The sequence below is a fragment of the Aeoliella mucimassa genome, from assembly GCF_007748035.1.
Lineage (GTDB): Bacteria > Planctomycetota > Planctomycetia > Pirellulales > Lacipirellulaceae > Aeoliella > Aeoliella mucimassa.
Window position 1 is genome coordinate 3,751,433 of the sequence record NZ_CP036278.1, and the last position, 15,676, is coordinate 3,767,108.

Below are 15,676 nucleotides of genomic sequence, written 5' to 3' on the forward strand. Positions count from 1 at the left end.
ACTTACTCTCCATGCTCAACGAGCGATTGCACCACCTGATCGATCACATCGAGGGTATTGGCGATATCGGTCGAAGTATGCGCGGCGCTCACGCTGCCTTGCTTGGTTGGTTTGGGGAAGTGGTAGATTCCACGCTCGATCAACGCCTGGCGGTACTTGGCATCAAAAGCAAAATCGTGCGACGTAATCAACTCCCACCAATTGGTCGGAGCCTGGCTGCCAAAGTACGCTACGTGGGCACTCCCCTGACGGACAACTTGGGCTTCAACCCCTTGGCGACTGAAGATGTCGCGCATACCGGAGACCAGGGTCTCGGTCTGTTGGTCGAGCTGAGCGTACAGCTGCAACGAAGGATCACTGAGCTTCTTCAAACAAGCCAGCGACGCAGTAACCGGAATCGGATGCGCGTTGTAAGTGCCAGCCACCAATACTCGGCGATTGGGATCGGGGTCGACTGCCAGCTCCAGCAATTCGGCCTTACCAGCGAGGGCGGCAATTGGATAGCCGTTGGCCATTGCTTTGCCAAACGTCGACAAGTCGGGCGTGACACCGGCCACTTCCTGGTAGCCGCCGAGCGAAGCGCGGAAGCCGGTTTTCACTTCGTCAAACACCAACACAAAACCGTACTGGTCGGCAAGCTGACGCAGCCCCTCAAGATACCCAGGAGCGGGAGGAATGACCCCCACGTTCTGCAACACCGGCTCCATCACCAACGCGGCGATCGCGTATTTCTTGACCATCGCCTCGACTGCTTCGAGATCGTTGTACTCCACTGGATGCAACAAATCGAGTTCGGCTTGAGGAATGCCGGCCGTCATCGGGCACTTGGGATACTCGCCCCCCACGACGGGTTTGCCGCCGAGAGCCTCGACCGAGTCCATCAAGTTAATCGCCACTACGTTTTGATTGCCGTTATAACCACCTTGCATCAAGATCACGTGATCGCGACCAGTAAACGCGCGGGCGACACGAATGGACTGCGCAGTGGCTTCGGACCCAGAATTATAGAACTGAACTCGCTCCATCGTTGGAACGCACTTCAGAAACAGCTCGGCCAGGGTGCCTTCCTGCTCGGTCGGACCGGAGCCATAATTGCTGAGCCCTTGCTCCATGGCAGCAACGACCGCCGCGTTTACGTCGGGGTCGCTATGGCCAAGGATGTAAGGTGCGAATCCAGCATGGTAATCGATGTATTTTTTGCCATCGACATCCCACATGTACGCACCACTTGCTTTGGCAAAAGCGATAGCAGGCGACGTTGCCCGGTTGACCGAGGCCATGCCGCCGGGGATCCATTGTTTATTGCGTTCTAATAGCTGCTGCGACCGGCTAGCAGTTGCCGACGAAGCCGCACTCGTGGCAGTAGATAGGGAACTCATCGTGATTTTCCTCTCGCGTCGATGGGTAGTTCAATGGGAGATTGTTCGCTGCCAAACCACCACGCTTCATTGGTAAGGTTGATGACAGGGCAAATATGATTGGGCACGATCTGAACGCGCTCGCCAAGCTTCGGCGCGCGATCGCACTCACCGATGGCGACCTGCGCGTGCTCTTCGCTCAGTGCAGTGATCACCGCTTGGGGATAGTCGGGCAGGAAGCCATGTCCGGAATCGGGAGCAGGAATGCAGCGATCGATCGCTAGCGCCTTACTGCCGGAGTCGAGCACCACTTGGCCTGGCACCGCAGTGCTAACCACCGTGGCTATCACGCGGGCCGCACACGAATTGAATTCACAGAAGCCGCCCCGCACGGTATTCATGTCGTTGTACACATAAGTGCCCGAGCGGATTTCAGTGACCGACTTCACTAGATGCGACTGGTAGGCAGTGGGAGTCGAACCAGCAGATACGATTTCGGCTGCGAATCCCTTACTGGCCCACAATTGCAGGTGACTGTCGATGATGTCCGCAACCACCTCAAGCGGCTGCTGCTGCTCACCCGGCGGTGCCCACACATGCCCTGGATATACAAACAATCCGGCCAAGTGCAGATTGGTCGCTCGGTCGACTTGCTCGGCCAAAGCCAGGCTTTCGGCAGGCGTCGAAACACCGGTGCGGCCCATACCGACATCCGCGTCAACCAGCACCCGCAGCGGCAACTTCGCACTACTAGACGCTTCGATGAGGCACTCGACCGCTTGCTGCGAGTCGACCGTGAACAGGCCGCTGGCCGATTGCTGCGGATCGCCAGCAATGCGACGCGCGCCAGGCGAAATCGCGGGATATGCGATTAAGCGATCGATCTCGCTGCTAGCGAATGTCTCGAACTCACCAGCTTTCGCGACCGTAAGTCCAATCGCTCCCGCATCGCATTGAAACTGCGCCAACACGCGCGACTTATGCGTCTTTGTATGAGGTCGGAACTTCACTCCCTTTGACTGGCAGTATTCGCTCAAGCGACGAATATTCTGCAGCACCATCGCTCCATCAATCGCCAAATACGGCGTTGCCAGTCGATCGTATTCCAACACCTGTGGCCATGTGCATGGCTTCGCAGCCAACTCGGCGTAGGGGCCGACGTCGCACAGCTTGGCGGTGCTTTCGCTTGAAATTGCTTGCATAATAACTCTCTCTATGGTTCGTCCGACACTGCGGTGGGTAACGCAGGAAATACCAGACTCAACACAGCGCCAACAACGATACCAATCGCTAAAGAGACAGGGAGCATCCACAAGAAACTAATGTCTTCGAGCAATGGGATATCGAGTTTCTGAGAAAACGAAATGGAAGCGGCCACGCCCATCGCGGTTAACGCAGCCGCGATGGCAGTAGCTGCGCTAGCCCTTGGTACGAACATCGTCATGAAGAACAACACAAAGAGCGGCCCCGTCATCAGGTTCGCCACCCGCACGGTCAGCTCAAAGAGATTGCCTTCGATGTACTGCATAAAGGTCGATAGCAACACGACGACTGCCCCCATGACAGCCGACGATACTCTTGCGGCCACCAATTGTTGGGTGGGAGCCAACTTCCATCCCAGGATGCCTTGCATCCAATCAGTCGAAATCACCGCAGCGGTCGAGTTGACTCCTGACGACAGACTCGACATCGCAGCCGACATCAACCCGGCGACTACGATCCCAGTGAGCCCGACCGGCAAGCCAATGGTGATAAATCGCGGAAACAGTCGATCGGGCGTTTCGAACACGCTTTCGCCATCGGCAAGCCAACTCGGATTACTTGTAAACCAACTCATCAAAGCCAGTCCGACCAAGCCCATGAAACAGAACACGAGCCCATCGATACAAAGCGAGGTTCGCAGCACTCGGCGAGCGGTGACTTCGGTAGGAGTCGCCAGAAAACGCTGAATCGCCATTTGGTCGGATCCCATCGTTGCGATGTACCAGCAGATGAAGTTCAGCAGGAAGCCGAGCACCGTGCGATCGGACCAGTGAAAGTTCACACGGAATACCGACCAATGATCAGGCCACGACGTGGGAAAGATCTCGCTCAATCCCCCGAGGTTGTACGAAATGATAACCAGCGATACCACTGCCCCCATTAGCAGAATGAGTGTTTGAATGACATCGGTCATCACCACCGCGCGAAGTCCCCCCAGCACGGAGTACACCACCGTCACCACGCCGAGCACTGCACACAACCAAGGAGTAGAACTGGCAGGCAAATCGAACACTGGGACAATCACCTTGTGAATCGTGGCATACACCACCACAGCCATCCATAGCGTACGGAGCAGCACAAACATACAGGAGGCCAAATACCGGGCCGATTTGCCGAGCTTCAGTTCGAGTATTTCATACGCACTCGTTACCGGATACCGCATGATGCGTGGTATCAGAAACCACCCCACGACCACAAACACGATGGGGTAAGCGATTACCTGCGATAGGATCGTCGGGCCATGGCGGATGATCTCGCCCGGCCAGCCGAGAAACGAGATGGTGCTGAGCATCGATGCAAACAACGACATGCCTACCGAGGTGCTGGCCATCCGACGCCCACCCAAAAGGTAGTCGTCGGAGTTATTCATTCTCAGCGAGTAATAGATACCGATGCCGAGCATGGCCAGCAGATAGACCACCACAATCGACACATCGATGGACGTGATAGATGCCAGGGAAGGTAGAGTCACAAGATCGTTCATCGAGCAGTTACAAACATCTCTGGAGGGTAGCGACTGGGTAGCAAACAACCTTCGAACACCTAACCTTCGGACAGCAGCATTTCAGCAGCCCCCCGGGGTTTACCAGGTGTCACTGAGGTCCAGCTTGTATGATCGGCCGCCTGCAGGATCGCCATTTGGGTTTTGAGTGTGCTCACCGCTTCGAGTAGCGAGCAGACCGCAGGTGTTCCCAATTCGATCTGATCGAGGAAAGAGTCAGCTTGCTTCACAAACAGATGATCGCGTTCCAACTCAGGGAACTTCGTGACTTGCCAAGGTTCGTCAGGGCGATGCACGAGGTGGATTGAGTTGCTATGCACCTCGCCTCGCACCATGCCAGTGGTTCCGATCACCGAGAGGCTGGTTTCGTTGGCTGGTTGATGCTGATTAAGCGTGAGACTCGACATCACCTGCCCATGCCGAGCGAGCACATGCACGGTGTCTTCCACGTCGACGCCATCGAGCATCAATCGACTCGCATCAGCCTGAATCGCGGTGGTCGGTCCGACGATCCACTCTGCGAGATTCACAAAATGCGTGAGTGCGTCCTGAATCGCTCCCCCGCCGGATGCCCGCTTGGCGTAGTAGGTTTCGCGATACGCGGGGCGATAGAACGGAAAGTGTTGGCCCGATTGCAGCAGCAACTCGACAGGCGTGCCGATCTCGCCCCGCTGTACACACTCCTTTACCGCTGCGTATACCGCATGGCCTCGCAACACATAGGCTACCGCAGTTGGCACCGCTTGCTTTTCGGCTAGCTCCACCAACTCGGCAATGCCATCGGTGGTAAGGCTCAGCGGCTTCTCAATCAACACCGGCACCCGCCGCTGCAGTAGCTCGATGGCTTGGGGTATATGGTACGGCGCCGGCGTGGCGATCACCGCTGCATCCAATGGCAAATCGGCAAGCCGAGAGAAGTCGTCGATCGTCGAGGCAATCTCCACCCGACTGGCGACCTCCTGCATGCGATCTCGGTTGATGTCGCACAACACAATCGAAGCTCGTCCGGTCTTGGCAAAACAACGAGCATGCCGCTCACCGATGGAACCAGCCCCGATCACCGCGACTAACTTGCGAGGCTGCTCGGTGGTCCTCGGGAGCGAGTCGGCCCTGATCACTTCCATGAGGGTTTGCTCTTCGTTGCCGGCCGCTTGCGAGGGTTCGCCTGGCAAGTTGGCTCGCAACCACCGCAACCAGTTGCCATGGAAGATCGCCTCGATGGCTTCAGTGGAGTAGTTGCGATTGGCCAACACCTCCGCCAGGTTCTGCACGTCGGCAATGCTCTCGAGACCATAAGGCGATTGCTCGGTGCCGAAACCTCCATCGAGATCAGTACCGATCGCCATTGCGGTGTGCGTGCCAGCCAACTGACAAATATGATCGATATGATTGGCTACCGACTCCAGCGTTACTGATTCGCGAGGTGTCACCCCGAGCTTCCATCCTTCAACTAGCATCCAATTGTCAAAGGCCGCACCGATGACCCCTTGTCGTTCGATGACAAGCTTCAGCTGCTCGTCGGTAAACTGCCGTCCGCCAGGCACTACCGAGCGGGCGTTCTGGTGACTCGCGAGCACCGGCCCGTCGAAAGCATCCAACGCTTCGAAGAAAGCCTGGTCGGCCAGATGCGTGAGGTCGAGCGCCATGCCAAGCTCGGAACACCACTGGAGTAACTGCCGACCTTCGGGGGTAACGCCCCCCTCTGCCCCGGTGCCGGCCGCATAACGATTCGTGCCGTAGTGCACGAGATTTACCTGCCGCAACCCAGCGGTATACCATTCCACCAGATCATCGCGATCGGTGATCGGATCAGCCCCCTCCATTACGAGCACCATGCCGAGTGCCTTGGTGCGATGCGATTGCCGATCGTTCCAGTAAGCGTCGAGGTCCGCTCGCGTTTTGATCATCCGGATATGCCCGAGCGACACCATTTTTCGATACCAAGCCAACTGGGCATGTGCCGAACAGTAAGCCCCCCACCACTGGCGATGGTCGAGATCGATCCGCAGTGCACCTGACTCTGGATACTTCTTCATCGCATTGTTGCGAGCTAGCAATGTTCCGTAACAGAGCCACAAATCGCCACGGCGCATTTCTTCAAAGCTTACGACAGCCCCGCCCCGCGCCTGACAGTCGGTGTATTGCCTTTCGCTAGCGTTTATCGCCTCGGCTGTGGCCGTGAGGTCGCGATCAAACGACACCGCGTTCCACGCCAAATCAAGATGCGAATCAATCAGGGGAATCATTTACTGGTCCTCTCCACTCTCGGTGCCTTGTCGCCAGGTATCCCAAACATGCTTCCTGAACCGCTCCAACCAGGCTTCAATCTCCTCGGGCGTGCATTGATAAATGCCCTTCCGATCCGAATCCGATTCGGCGTCACCCCGCGCTGCTTCGGTGAGCATCGCCGGCGGTTCCTTACTACTGCTGAGCGTCGGCAGCACCGGCGTCATCGCCTTCGCGTATAACGCTGGGCCTCCGGAGATATCGATCCAGCGAAACGGCCCGCAGAACGGAGCCCATAGACCAATCGCATTGCGACATGCCCGATCGATGGTCTCGGGATCTGCCACTCCGGTTTCGACCAAGTAGGCTGCTTCGCGATACATCGCATAACCGATGCGGTTTACAATAAAGCCTGGCACGTCTCGCTGCACAACGCTTACCTGCTTCTCGCACTTATTAGCAAGCCATACAGCTTTTTCAAACGCATCGTCTCCGGTTGCTTCGCCGCGGATCAATTCCAAGAACCGCGTCGCATAGGCTGGCTCCGCCCAGTGCATACCCATAATTCGCTCGGGGTTCTTGCACTTCGACTGAAGCAACTCGATTGGAATCGCCGACGTATTGGTGACCACCGGAGTGTCATGCGAGACCACGGCCTCCACTTGTTGCATGACTTCTTGTTTGATCGCTAGATCTTCGGTCACGCTTTCAATGACAAAATCGCACTCCGCTACTGACTCGATAGAACAACTGCCATGAAAGCAAGCAAGGATGGTCTCGTCGTCGACCGGACCGATCACTCCCTCGGCTTGCATTTCGTGAATGCCTTGCAACACTTCCGCCCTGGCAGCATCGACTTCCGCATCGGTCAAACCGACGGCTACAACGTGCAAACCTCGTCCCACCAAAGCGGCACAAATACCGCGACCTAACAGGCCGAGGCCAATCACCCCTACGGTACTTAGCTCCATAATAACTATCCATTGCAATTGGAATTGTGTTGGTTGCCACAAAGCTGAATTGCACCTACGGTGTGCGCTATACAGCCAATAATCCACTTGTACAGTTTACCGACTAGCACTCTAAACACTTACCCATCGAACGTGAAGTCTGCGCATGACCTAGTTGTAAACCACAATCAGAAAATAGATACAACGATTCGCTCTGATTGCGTCTTGGCGTCAAGTGAAAGCTTGGTTAATGTTAGTTGTAGCTATTGCTCCTTAAGCAGTAGTTCGTCATCAGCCGTGAGCACATAAGGAATCACCCGTGCACGAAAGTAAAGTTCTCGAACGAATCCGCAACAATGAAACTGCATGTGGCGTTACGCTGCATCTTCATGACCCCTCCCTGTTCGAGATGACTGCCTCGCTTGACTACGATGCAATCTGGCTCGACCTGGAACATCATAGTGAAAATGGAGTTCATATCTCTGAGCTGATTCGTGCGACTCGCGCGGGTGGTCAAACCGATGTGATTGTTCGCCCTGGCCGCGGTGAGTTCGCTCGCATGGCCCGCCTGCTTGAAGTAGGTGCTCACGGCATCATGTACCCAGGCTGCACTTCGGTGGCCGAAGCGGAAGAAGTGGTTCGCTGGGCCAAGTTTGCTCCTCTTGGTTCTCGTGGGTTTGATGGATCGAATGTCGACAGCAACTTTATGGGTCGACCGATGACGGAGTATCTTGAGTGGGCCAATGCAAACACGTTTGTGATCATTCAAATCGAAGACATCCAAACCGTGGAACTTGCCCATGACATTGCTAAGGTCGATGGTGTCGACATGTTAATGCTCGGCCCAGCGGATCTGTCGGTCCGCCTGGGTTACCCCGGGCAAATGGACCATCCGATGGTTGCCGAAGCACAGCGCCGTGTGGTGGAAGCCGCCCAGAATGCCGGCAAGAACTGGGCAATTACGACTAGAGGCCCTGAACACGCTAGGCAAATGTCCGAGGCAGGTGCCAAGCTCGTTTTCCAGGGCGCTGATGTGGTATTCATCAAGAACGCCTTGGTAAACGCGATTCGCGAGTTTCGCCAGTCGTAGAGCACCACCCTAACAGCTAAAACCACACTTGTCCATACAGGCTGTACTCTCCTGTATGAAACCCTACACAAGCCCTAGGGAAACAAGCCTCGGAAGTACGACACTCGCTAGCCGACCACTTGCCTGCCATGCACCGCCGAATTAATATGGTATATTGTACGAACAGGCTGTCCAAAGCAACCCCTGCGGGCATAATCATAGGATCGGCGGTGATTAGATGGGTGCGAACACATTTCGGGATACGACGCGAACGACCAAGTACGCCAAGCTGCGCGATCTGATATCGGATCAGATCGCGACTGGCACGCTGAGTAAAGGCGACTTCCTCCCATCGGAGCCTGTGCTGGCGAAACGATTCGAGATCTCCCGTAGTACTGTTCGTCAAGCGATTGCTGAACTCGAAACCGACGGTCTCGTAGAACGCATTCCAGGCAAAGGAACGCTGGTACTGCAAAGCAGCGCACTCGCCCCTCCACGGCCAATGCCGTCGGCGGCCTCACGCCCCACCGTCCCTCCGACTGTATCAGCGACTCCCCAAGCTCTCAGTGTCTTCACGGTAGTACTTCCGGAACTAAAGACAGGCCACTACCCAGCGCTTGTTCAACACTTCGAACAAGCTGCTAGCGACCTGATGCGGCAGACCATCTTCTGCACCACTGGCAACGATGTTCGCCGACAAGGCGATATCATCCTGCAGTTGATCGACAAACGCGTTGCAGGCGTTGCACTTTCGCCTCCTACGGTCGGTGCGGTTCCTACCCATCAAATTCGGCAACTGCAGTTAAACGGCATTCCGGTGGTCCTACTGCACCGTGGTGTTACAGGTATCACGGCTCCGATCATTGAGATCCCCTACGAGACAGTCGCCGAGAGAGCAGCTGAGGTGCTACTCGAACAGGGCCATCGTCGTATCGCATTCATCGGCAGCCATGCCAGTGCTTCGACCGAGCGCTATCGCCACAGCTTTGCAAAGACCCTGGAAGCTCACGGAGCAAGTCTCCCGGAAGAGCTTGTGTGGATTGGCAACCAATCGATTGCCGAAGCCGGAACGCCCAATTCACAGCGACTCAACGAGGTCGAAGTGGCTTTCGATAAAATGATGGCACTGCCTGGCGATCGTCGCCCCACAGCGGCCTTCGATCCCTGGGATGCCGACGCCGAAGCCATCTATCTTACTCTGCTGCAACGCGGCATGAGCATTCCCAAGGACTTCTCTATCATTAGCTTTGGTGGAGCAAGCGGTACTGGCACCCTCAGCAGTCGCATTAGCAGCATCACACTCGACGAACATCACTTCGCCCTAAAAGCCGTCGAACTACTCGAAAACATGGTGAAGGGCGACCTGCGATTGAATGACGACAGTCGCTTTCTGGCCGATCTTGGGTTCCGCAAAGGCGAAACCCTCAAGTCCGTCAATTAGCCGCTGATACAGCTTGGCGCAATAAAACAGGGGCCGTCCTTCACGAAGGACGGCCCCATGCTTTTCCATACTCGCAGTAAGACTCTAGTTCTTGCTAGCTGAACCACGGCGGCGCACCAAAGCCATTGCAAGCACACCAACTGCAAGCAGCATCACGCTACCTGGCTCTGGCACTTGCACGCTGGCAATCGATGCACCGGAAAGACCAGTGAGTCCGAAGTTAAGCTTCCATACATCGTAATCACTTGCGTCGACACCAGGTGTCAGATCGTTAGGAAGTTCGACTGACGAGCCCAGATTGTCGCGCCATATCGTGTAGTCAGCCAAGTCCACGATTCCGTCGTCGTTGTAGTCACCCTTGAGAAGGGGCTCGGGCAAACCAGCCAGCAAGGCTGCTGCGCCGCTTGATGCCAACTGAGTAACCTGCTCACCAGAAAGAGCGCGACGCAGCACGAGCACATCGTCGATGTTTCCGATGAAATTCTCGTTCACTCCACCGGCGTTGTCTTCCCCCACACGCAATACATGGTCACCAAAGTCCATGGCCGTCGCGTCGACCGTGGTCGTGGCGATTTCGACTCCATCGAGATACATGGTTACCACACCATCGTCGTAAACGGCTGTCAAGGTTTGGTTGACTCCCACCTGCGGCACAATAGTACTGTTGAGCCGAGTGCCATCGGGCAAGAACAAACGAATGGCATCGCTACCATCTGCTGCACTCAGATTGAAGTCCATAATGAACCGCCCCGAGGTCGATCCACCACCACCGTAAGTACTGAGCACTCGGGAGTACTGATTACCCGAATACCCAGCCGCCAGTGGATTGATAACTACCGAGAAAGTGAACTCGGAGCCCATTAGTCCGATTGGCTCGGTTTCGATCACACTGTGAAGTACGTCGGGGTTATCGACCCGAGGGTCTTGCGTTGCAAACGACGAACTACCGAGCATTGCGTTATCGGCAGTCGTGTCTACCATGGCCAATTCATGACCGATGCCATTCTGGGAACCATCCAGCGTGAACATATCCGTGGCGGTTGGTCCCGAGTCGCCTTCGAAGCTGTAGTACACAGCCCGCTCCGAGGCCAGCGGTGTAACTACGTTGGACACAGCGGTGCCACTTGCGAGCGTAGCAATGTCGCTAGCCGACAAAGCACGCCCCAGCATGAGCACTTCATCGATATTGCCAATCAGCTGCTCAGCTGCCGAACCACCACCATCGTGGGGATCCTCGCCAAGATGAATATTGAAGGAATTGCTGTATCCAGCTGGCACGACACCACTCGCTACTTCCGCTCCATCAAAGTAGACCACCACGCTACCACCCTCGGCGGTTGGCTCGACAGTCATGGCGTAGTGATGGTACCCGGGATCCGTTATTCCAGCGGGAACTTCACTGGTACGCACTTGCGTATTTCCAACAATTGCCCGAATACCCGGAATCGATACACCTCTTGAATCGAAGTCCAAGAGAATGCGATTGTCCGATACCGCGCCAGTACCGCGGTAACTGCTGAACGCACGGGTAAAGTCCTGAACTTCTTCGTCGTTCTTGATAAAAGCAGCTAGAGTCAGTGAGAAATCCGGCTCCAATGTGGAATCTGGAATCTCCAGCGTACTGTAGGGAGGCACAACAACACCAGGGGAAGGAATATCGAACAACGCCGACTCACTTCCAAAGGCCGGATCGAAGGTATCATTCGGATCAACATTCTGGTAGATCACTCCATTCTGCGATCCATCGGTCGTCAGTTTGTCGATCACAGTATCGGTTTCTGAGCCTTCGAAGTCGTAAAACAACTCAAGGGCGTTAGCACTGCTGGCGATCATCGCCACGCTTGCTATTAAGCACGTAAAAAGGTAACGCAACATACAAAAACTCCAGAGGGTAGTTTTCCAGTTCACTCGCCTGTGATTCTCTACTCCGCTTCCTGCTGCAAAGGTTCACCACCTTGCATATTACACACAGTTCTCGCGACGACGAACTGCCACAACTCCAACGAGCATGGCACCCACAATCATCACAACACTCGAAGGCTCAGGAACAGCTAACATGGCCTCGGCTCCGAATAGTGACATGTACTGCACTTGCGCTGCAGTGAGTGCCCGATCCAGGATCAATACATCGTCAACAATACCAAGCAAGTTTTCATTGACAGATCCAGCCGAGTCCTCACCGATCAGCAGCTTCGTGTCACCAAGATCAAATCCTCCCGATGCAACCATATTTTCAGCAACTAGTTCGCCATCGAGATAGATGCTTACTTCACCATCGTCGTACACGGTGGTAATCAGATGGTCTTCGTCGTAACTGAAAGTCCCTCCGTAAACCGTGGTGTTTCCCGAACCGGGCAACAGCAAACGAATCCCAATACCCGACTGATCTGCGTCTGGATTAAAGTCCACAATCAGCGAATTGCTTGCAGAACCACCGCCAGGATAGTTGGTAAACAAACGAATTAGACCATCGTTCGCATAGCCACCGCTGGAGACATTCACCACGCTCGACAAGGTAAACTGGCTACCCAAGTCGGTACCTGATACCGGTGTTTCAATTTGGCTGAACCGATGAACAATCGTTGAGGCGTCCTGCAAGTACAGCGAGCCCGAACCTTCCGCTGCGTTCGCAGGATCAGCATCCACTGTCGCCGCGATTGGCAGCGTCAACACAGCATCCTGCACTCCGTCAGAGACAAACAAGTCTGACAATGGGGCAGCACCTTCGAAGCCATAGTTGGCGGCGTAGAAACCAGTTGGAGTAATCATTGAAGCTGCGGATGCCCCTGAAGCTAACTGCATAATGTCGGCAGCACTTAACGCTTCGTCCATCACCAGAATATCGTCGATATTGCCCATGATTTGTTCGTTCGATGCACCACCTGTATCTTCTCCGACCAGCAAATCGGTACTTAGTACATTGCCGGTGGGAACGGCTCCGCTCCCCAGGGCCATTCCATCCATATAAATCGTGGCGGTTCCGTTATCAACAGTTAACGCATAGTGATGATAACCAGCGTCCGGAAAAGACGTTGCCGTGGGCGCCGAGATGACAGTACCCCCGATAATCGCTCGCAAATAGGTTGGTTGATGATCGAAAATAATTCGGTCCGCACCAACGCCACCCGTACCGGGATAATTTGAGAAAATTCGAAACGCCGAGGGAGTTGGATCATTGATATTCGCATGAACCGCCAGCGTGTAAACGTCCCCAAGAGCAGTTGATCCTGGTACCTGCACAGTACTGAAAGGCGGATTCACTGCACTCGGCACTTCGAACAGCGCCGCTTGCCCCCCAAAGGGAACTTCCGGGCCGCTGACGAGCGAAATATTGCCGAGCAACGTACCATCCTGAACACCGTCGCCAGTAAGCTTGTCGGTAGCCGTCGTACCGATATCGCCTTCAAAGTTGTAGAGTAGTTGTGTTGCCGAGGCCATCGGCACTGCGCCCAAGGAGAAAGCAATACACAAAAAGGGCCGCAGCCAATGTTTGTAATTCACGAGATCTCAACTCCAGTTGCAGGGAAAACAAGAAGTCAACGAACCAACGGTTCCTGATCGAAAGTCAAAAGTGTCCTCAGGTTGGTGATAATCGAGCTCGAGTGGCTGGGGCGAGTTCTACGTTGGCCGATAAGTCGCTGCCCAACTTCGGCTTGGTAAATTCGCCCCAACCACTTCGATCGCCTGACCGCTCGATTTCAGCTAAACGGCCCCAGATACAACCTCCGGCCCCTCCTGTCAGACAACTTCCTCCGGCATTCAAATGCCATGGCATGTGCGCCGCGAAACCGCTACCAGCCAGCAAAATAAGTGGATTCGCGACCGAAATACTCGCGTGGAGCTATCAGGTCGGTCGAACAGCAAGGCCGGACAAGTCAGGACAGCACATGCATACAGCCTGTATGATACATGCCCATTATGAGCTTGCAAGCGTTTGTTAGAAAAAAAGCGATGAAGCGGGCTATTTACTGAAACTCCACACTAAACTCTGCTAATGCAGGGGGTTCTAGAGGATTCAGCTCATACCAGAGCTTCGAGTCGGCGTTGTACTCGGAGGCGATTTCTCGGCCAGAACCTTCCGGAGCATAGACCTCCACCCTGTACAACCCAGGCGACAACCCAGGCAATTTGCCACCACTGGCCATCACAGCCCCCGAGCCATTCGCACGCAAAGTTGCCTCAGCCGGCCCAATTGCCTCGTTTAGAAACTCAACCGGGACGAACTTCACCTTTGCCCCGGCAAGAGGGCGTCCACGTACAGTTGCCCTACACGAGAGGCTTTGAAGGCCCGTATTTGAGGCAACGTATTGCTCGACACGCGACTCGATCTCCGCTAACGACAAGGCCCCATCCCCATCCTGATCGATCTCTTTGCTTGCCCCCTGCAATGCGGGCGACGCAGCCATTTCGGCCTTAGAAATAGAACCATTCTTATCTTGGTCGTACGCTTCGATCGCCCGTGCGGCCGCTGCCTGGGGATCAAACCCCGGCATAGTGATCTGCGAAGCCCCATCTGAACAACCTGTCATACAGGCAATCGACAAGAGCAGTAGAGACACACAGACCGCTCCCAGCGACTCGTAGCAGGACGAACGCAGGGAACAAATAGCTTTCAATAAGGTTCGCATACCGTCCACTTACTCCGCTAAAGGTGACGAATATTCCGGATCTTTTGGATAAATATGTTTGCAACAACCGATCGTTCGTGTAGCATACAGGCTGTTCGTACTGGCTGTCCAGTGCGCTGCAAGAAACAGGCGAGGACGAAACCTAATAAAGGGCCCCGTATGGCAGCTCCCCACTTCGGCAAGAACACCGAACGGAAAGAACTCCGTTTTACCGAATCCCACCGACAAGCCTTTCGTAGCCAACTTTCTCCGAGGAATCGCCAAGCGTTCACCTTGGTTGAGCTACTGGTGGTCATCGCCATCATCGGCATACTGGTCGCACTCTTGCTTCCGGCGGTTCAATCGGCTCGCGAAGCGGCCCGCCGTACTCAGTGCATCAATCAACTCCGCAACCAAGGGCTCGCCTGCCATCAACACCACGATACGCATGGCTACTTTCCCACAGGCGGATGGGGTAGCGGCTGGATGGCTGACCCCGATCAAGGTTATGGTCGTTCGCAACCTGGTGCTTGGATGTTCTCCATTCTCCCTTTCATGGAAGCCCAAGCTATTCACGATATCGGCAAAGGGGATCCAAGCTGGCCGGTAGGCATTCGCAAACGTCGCGAGTTGCTCTCCATCATGAAAATGCCGGTTGAGCACTTCTATTGCCCATCGCGACGATCGCCTGGACTGTACGGTATGAAAGGTACTTTGGGTGGCAAGAACTGGATTCACGACGGCAGCGCACTCGCCCGTAGCGACTACGTGGGTTGTGTAGGTTCAGTGAGTGTGGTCTGGCCTTCGATGTCGCCGACCTATGAGAATCACGATTCCTACGCAGGCTGGCCAGGGAAAGATCACTTCGACGGCATGATCTTCATGCGTAGTGAGATCTCGATCCGCCGGGTAGTGGATGGTACTTCTAACACCTACATGGTTGGCGAAAAGACGGTGCGTCCGGAAGCCTACGAATCGAACACGACCACCTACCCCGACTTCGGCGATGACGAGGGATGGCTTACCGGCCACAACGGCGATAATGTTCGCTCCTCGGGTTCCCCTCCCCTGCCCGACACCGAAGGCATCAACCCCTACGAAAACTGGGGAAGTGCCCATCCTGGTGTGTTTAATGTGATGTTTGCCGATGGCTCCACGCAGTCGATTAGTTACGACATCGATCTCGATACGCACTTCGCACTCGGCACTCGGGCCGGCGGTGAGGTAGTCGATAAATCCAATCTATAATCTTTGCTGAGGA

The 15,676-nt window shown here is 55.1% G+C and carries 11 protein-coding genes; 3 read left to right on the forward strand and 8 right to left on the reverse strand.

The window, feature by feature from the left end; translation table 11 throughout:
* Nucleotides 1-2 precede the first annotated feature (2 nt).
* Genes Pan181_RS14770 through Pan181_RS14790 form a run of 5 tightly spaced genes read right to left on the reverse strand, consistent with a single transcriptional unit; the run spans nucleotide 3 to nucleotide 7,319 of the window.
* Nucleotides 3-1,379 (reverse strand): aspartate aminotransferase family protein, encoded by a 1,377-nt coding sequence (locus tag Pan181_RS14770; protein ID WP_145247658.1) that lies wholly within the window; start codon nucleotides 1,377-1,379, stop codon nucleotides 3-5.
* A complete protein-coding gene (locus Pan181_RS14775) occupies nucleotides 1,376-2,560 on the reverse strand; it encodes an alanine racemase (protein ID WP_145247660.1) in 1,185 nt (394 codons plus the stop codon). Before Pan181_RS14775 ends, Pan181_RS14770 begins: the two co-directional genes overlap by 4 nt.
* Nucleotides 2,561-2,571: 11 nt before the next feature.
* Nucleotides 2,572-4,104: a sodium:solute symporter family transporter gene (locus Pan181_RS14780; RefSeq protein WP_145247662.1), complete on the reverse strand. Its 1,533-nt coding sequence runs from the start codon at nucleotides 4,102-4,104 to the stop codon at nucleotides 2,572-2,574.
* Nucleotides 4,105-4,163: 59 nt separating this feature from the next.
* Nucleotides 4,164-6,368 (reverse strand): membrane dipeptidase, encoded by a 2,205-nt coding sequence (locus Pan181_RS14785; RefSeq protein ID WP_145247664.1) that lies wholly within the window; start codon nucleotides 6,366-6,368, stop codon nucleotides 4,164-4,166.
* Entirely contained in the window at nucleotides 6,369-7,319 is a 951-nt protein-coding gene (locus Pan181_RS14790; RefSeq protein ID WP_145247666.1) for a 3-hydroxyacyl-CoA dehydrogenase family protein, read from the reverse strand.
* A 298-nt stretch (nucleotides 7,320-7,617) separates the two neighbouring features.
* Between Pan181_RS14790 and Pan181_RS14795 the strand changes: the two genes are divergently transcribed.
* Together Pan181_RS14795 and Pan181_RS14800 are read left to right on the forward strand one after the other, a co-directional pair.
* A complete protein-coding gene (locus Pan181_RS14795) occupies nucleotides 7,618-8,388 on the forward strand; it encodes an HpcH/HpaI aldolase family protein (RefSeq protein WP_261342230.1) in 771 nt (256 codons plus the stop codon).
* A 217-nt stretch (nucleotides 8,389-8,605) separates the two neighbouring features.
* Nucleotides 8,606-9,808, forward strand: coding sequence for a GntR family transcriptional regulator (locus tag Pan181_RS14800; protein WP_145247670.1), 1,203 nt, complete (start codon nucleotides 8,606-8,608; stop codon nucleotides 9,806-9,808).
* Nucleotides 9,809-9,892: 84 nt separating this feature from the next.
* On the opposite strand, the gene Pan181_RS14805 is transcribed toward Pan181_RS14800, so the two are convergent.
* From Pan181_RS14805 to Pan181_RS14815, 3 genes are all read right to left on the reverse strand, one after another.
* Entirely contained in the window at nucleotides 9,893-11,683 is a 1,791-nt protein-coding gene (locus Pan181_RS14805) for a LamG-like jellyroll fold domain-containing protein (protein WP_145247672.1), read from the reverse strand.
* Between the two features lie 87 nt (nucleotides 11,684-11,770).
* The gene (locus Pan181_RS14810; RefSeq protein ID WP_145247674.1) at nucleotides 11,771-13,309 is read right to left on the reverse strand and encodes a LamG-like jellyroll fold domain-containing protein; all 1,539 of its coding nucleotides are present in this window, start codon (nucleotides 13,307-13,309) and stop codon (nucleotides 11,771-11,773) included.
* Nucleotides 13,310-13,773: 464 nt separating this feature from the next.
* Complete coding sequence (locus Pan181_RS14815; protein WP_145247676.1) at nucleotides 13,774-14,367, reverse strand: EF-hand domain-containing protein; 594 nt, start codon at nucleotides 14,365-14,367, stop codon at nucleotides 13,774-13,776.
* A gap of 228 nt (nucleotides 14,368-14,595) precedes the next feature.
* On the opposite strand from Pan181_RS14815, the gene Pan181_RS14820 reads away from it, so the two are divergent.
* The gene (locus Pan181_RS14820; protein ID WP_197528367.1) at nucleotides 14,596-15,663 is read left to right on the forward strand and encodes a DUF1559 domain-containing protein; all 1,068 of its coding nucleotides are present in this window, start codon (nucleotides 14,596-14,598) and stop codon (nucleotides 15,661-15,663) included.
* Nucleotides 15,664-15,676: the final 13 nt, after the last annotated feature.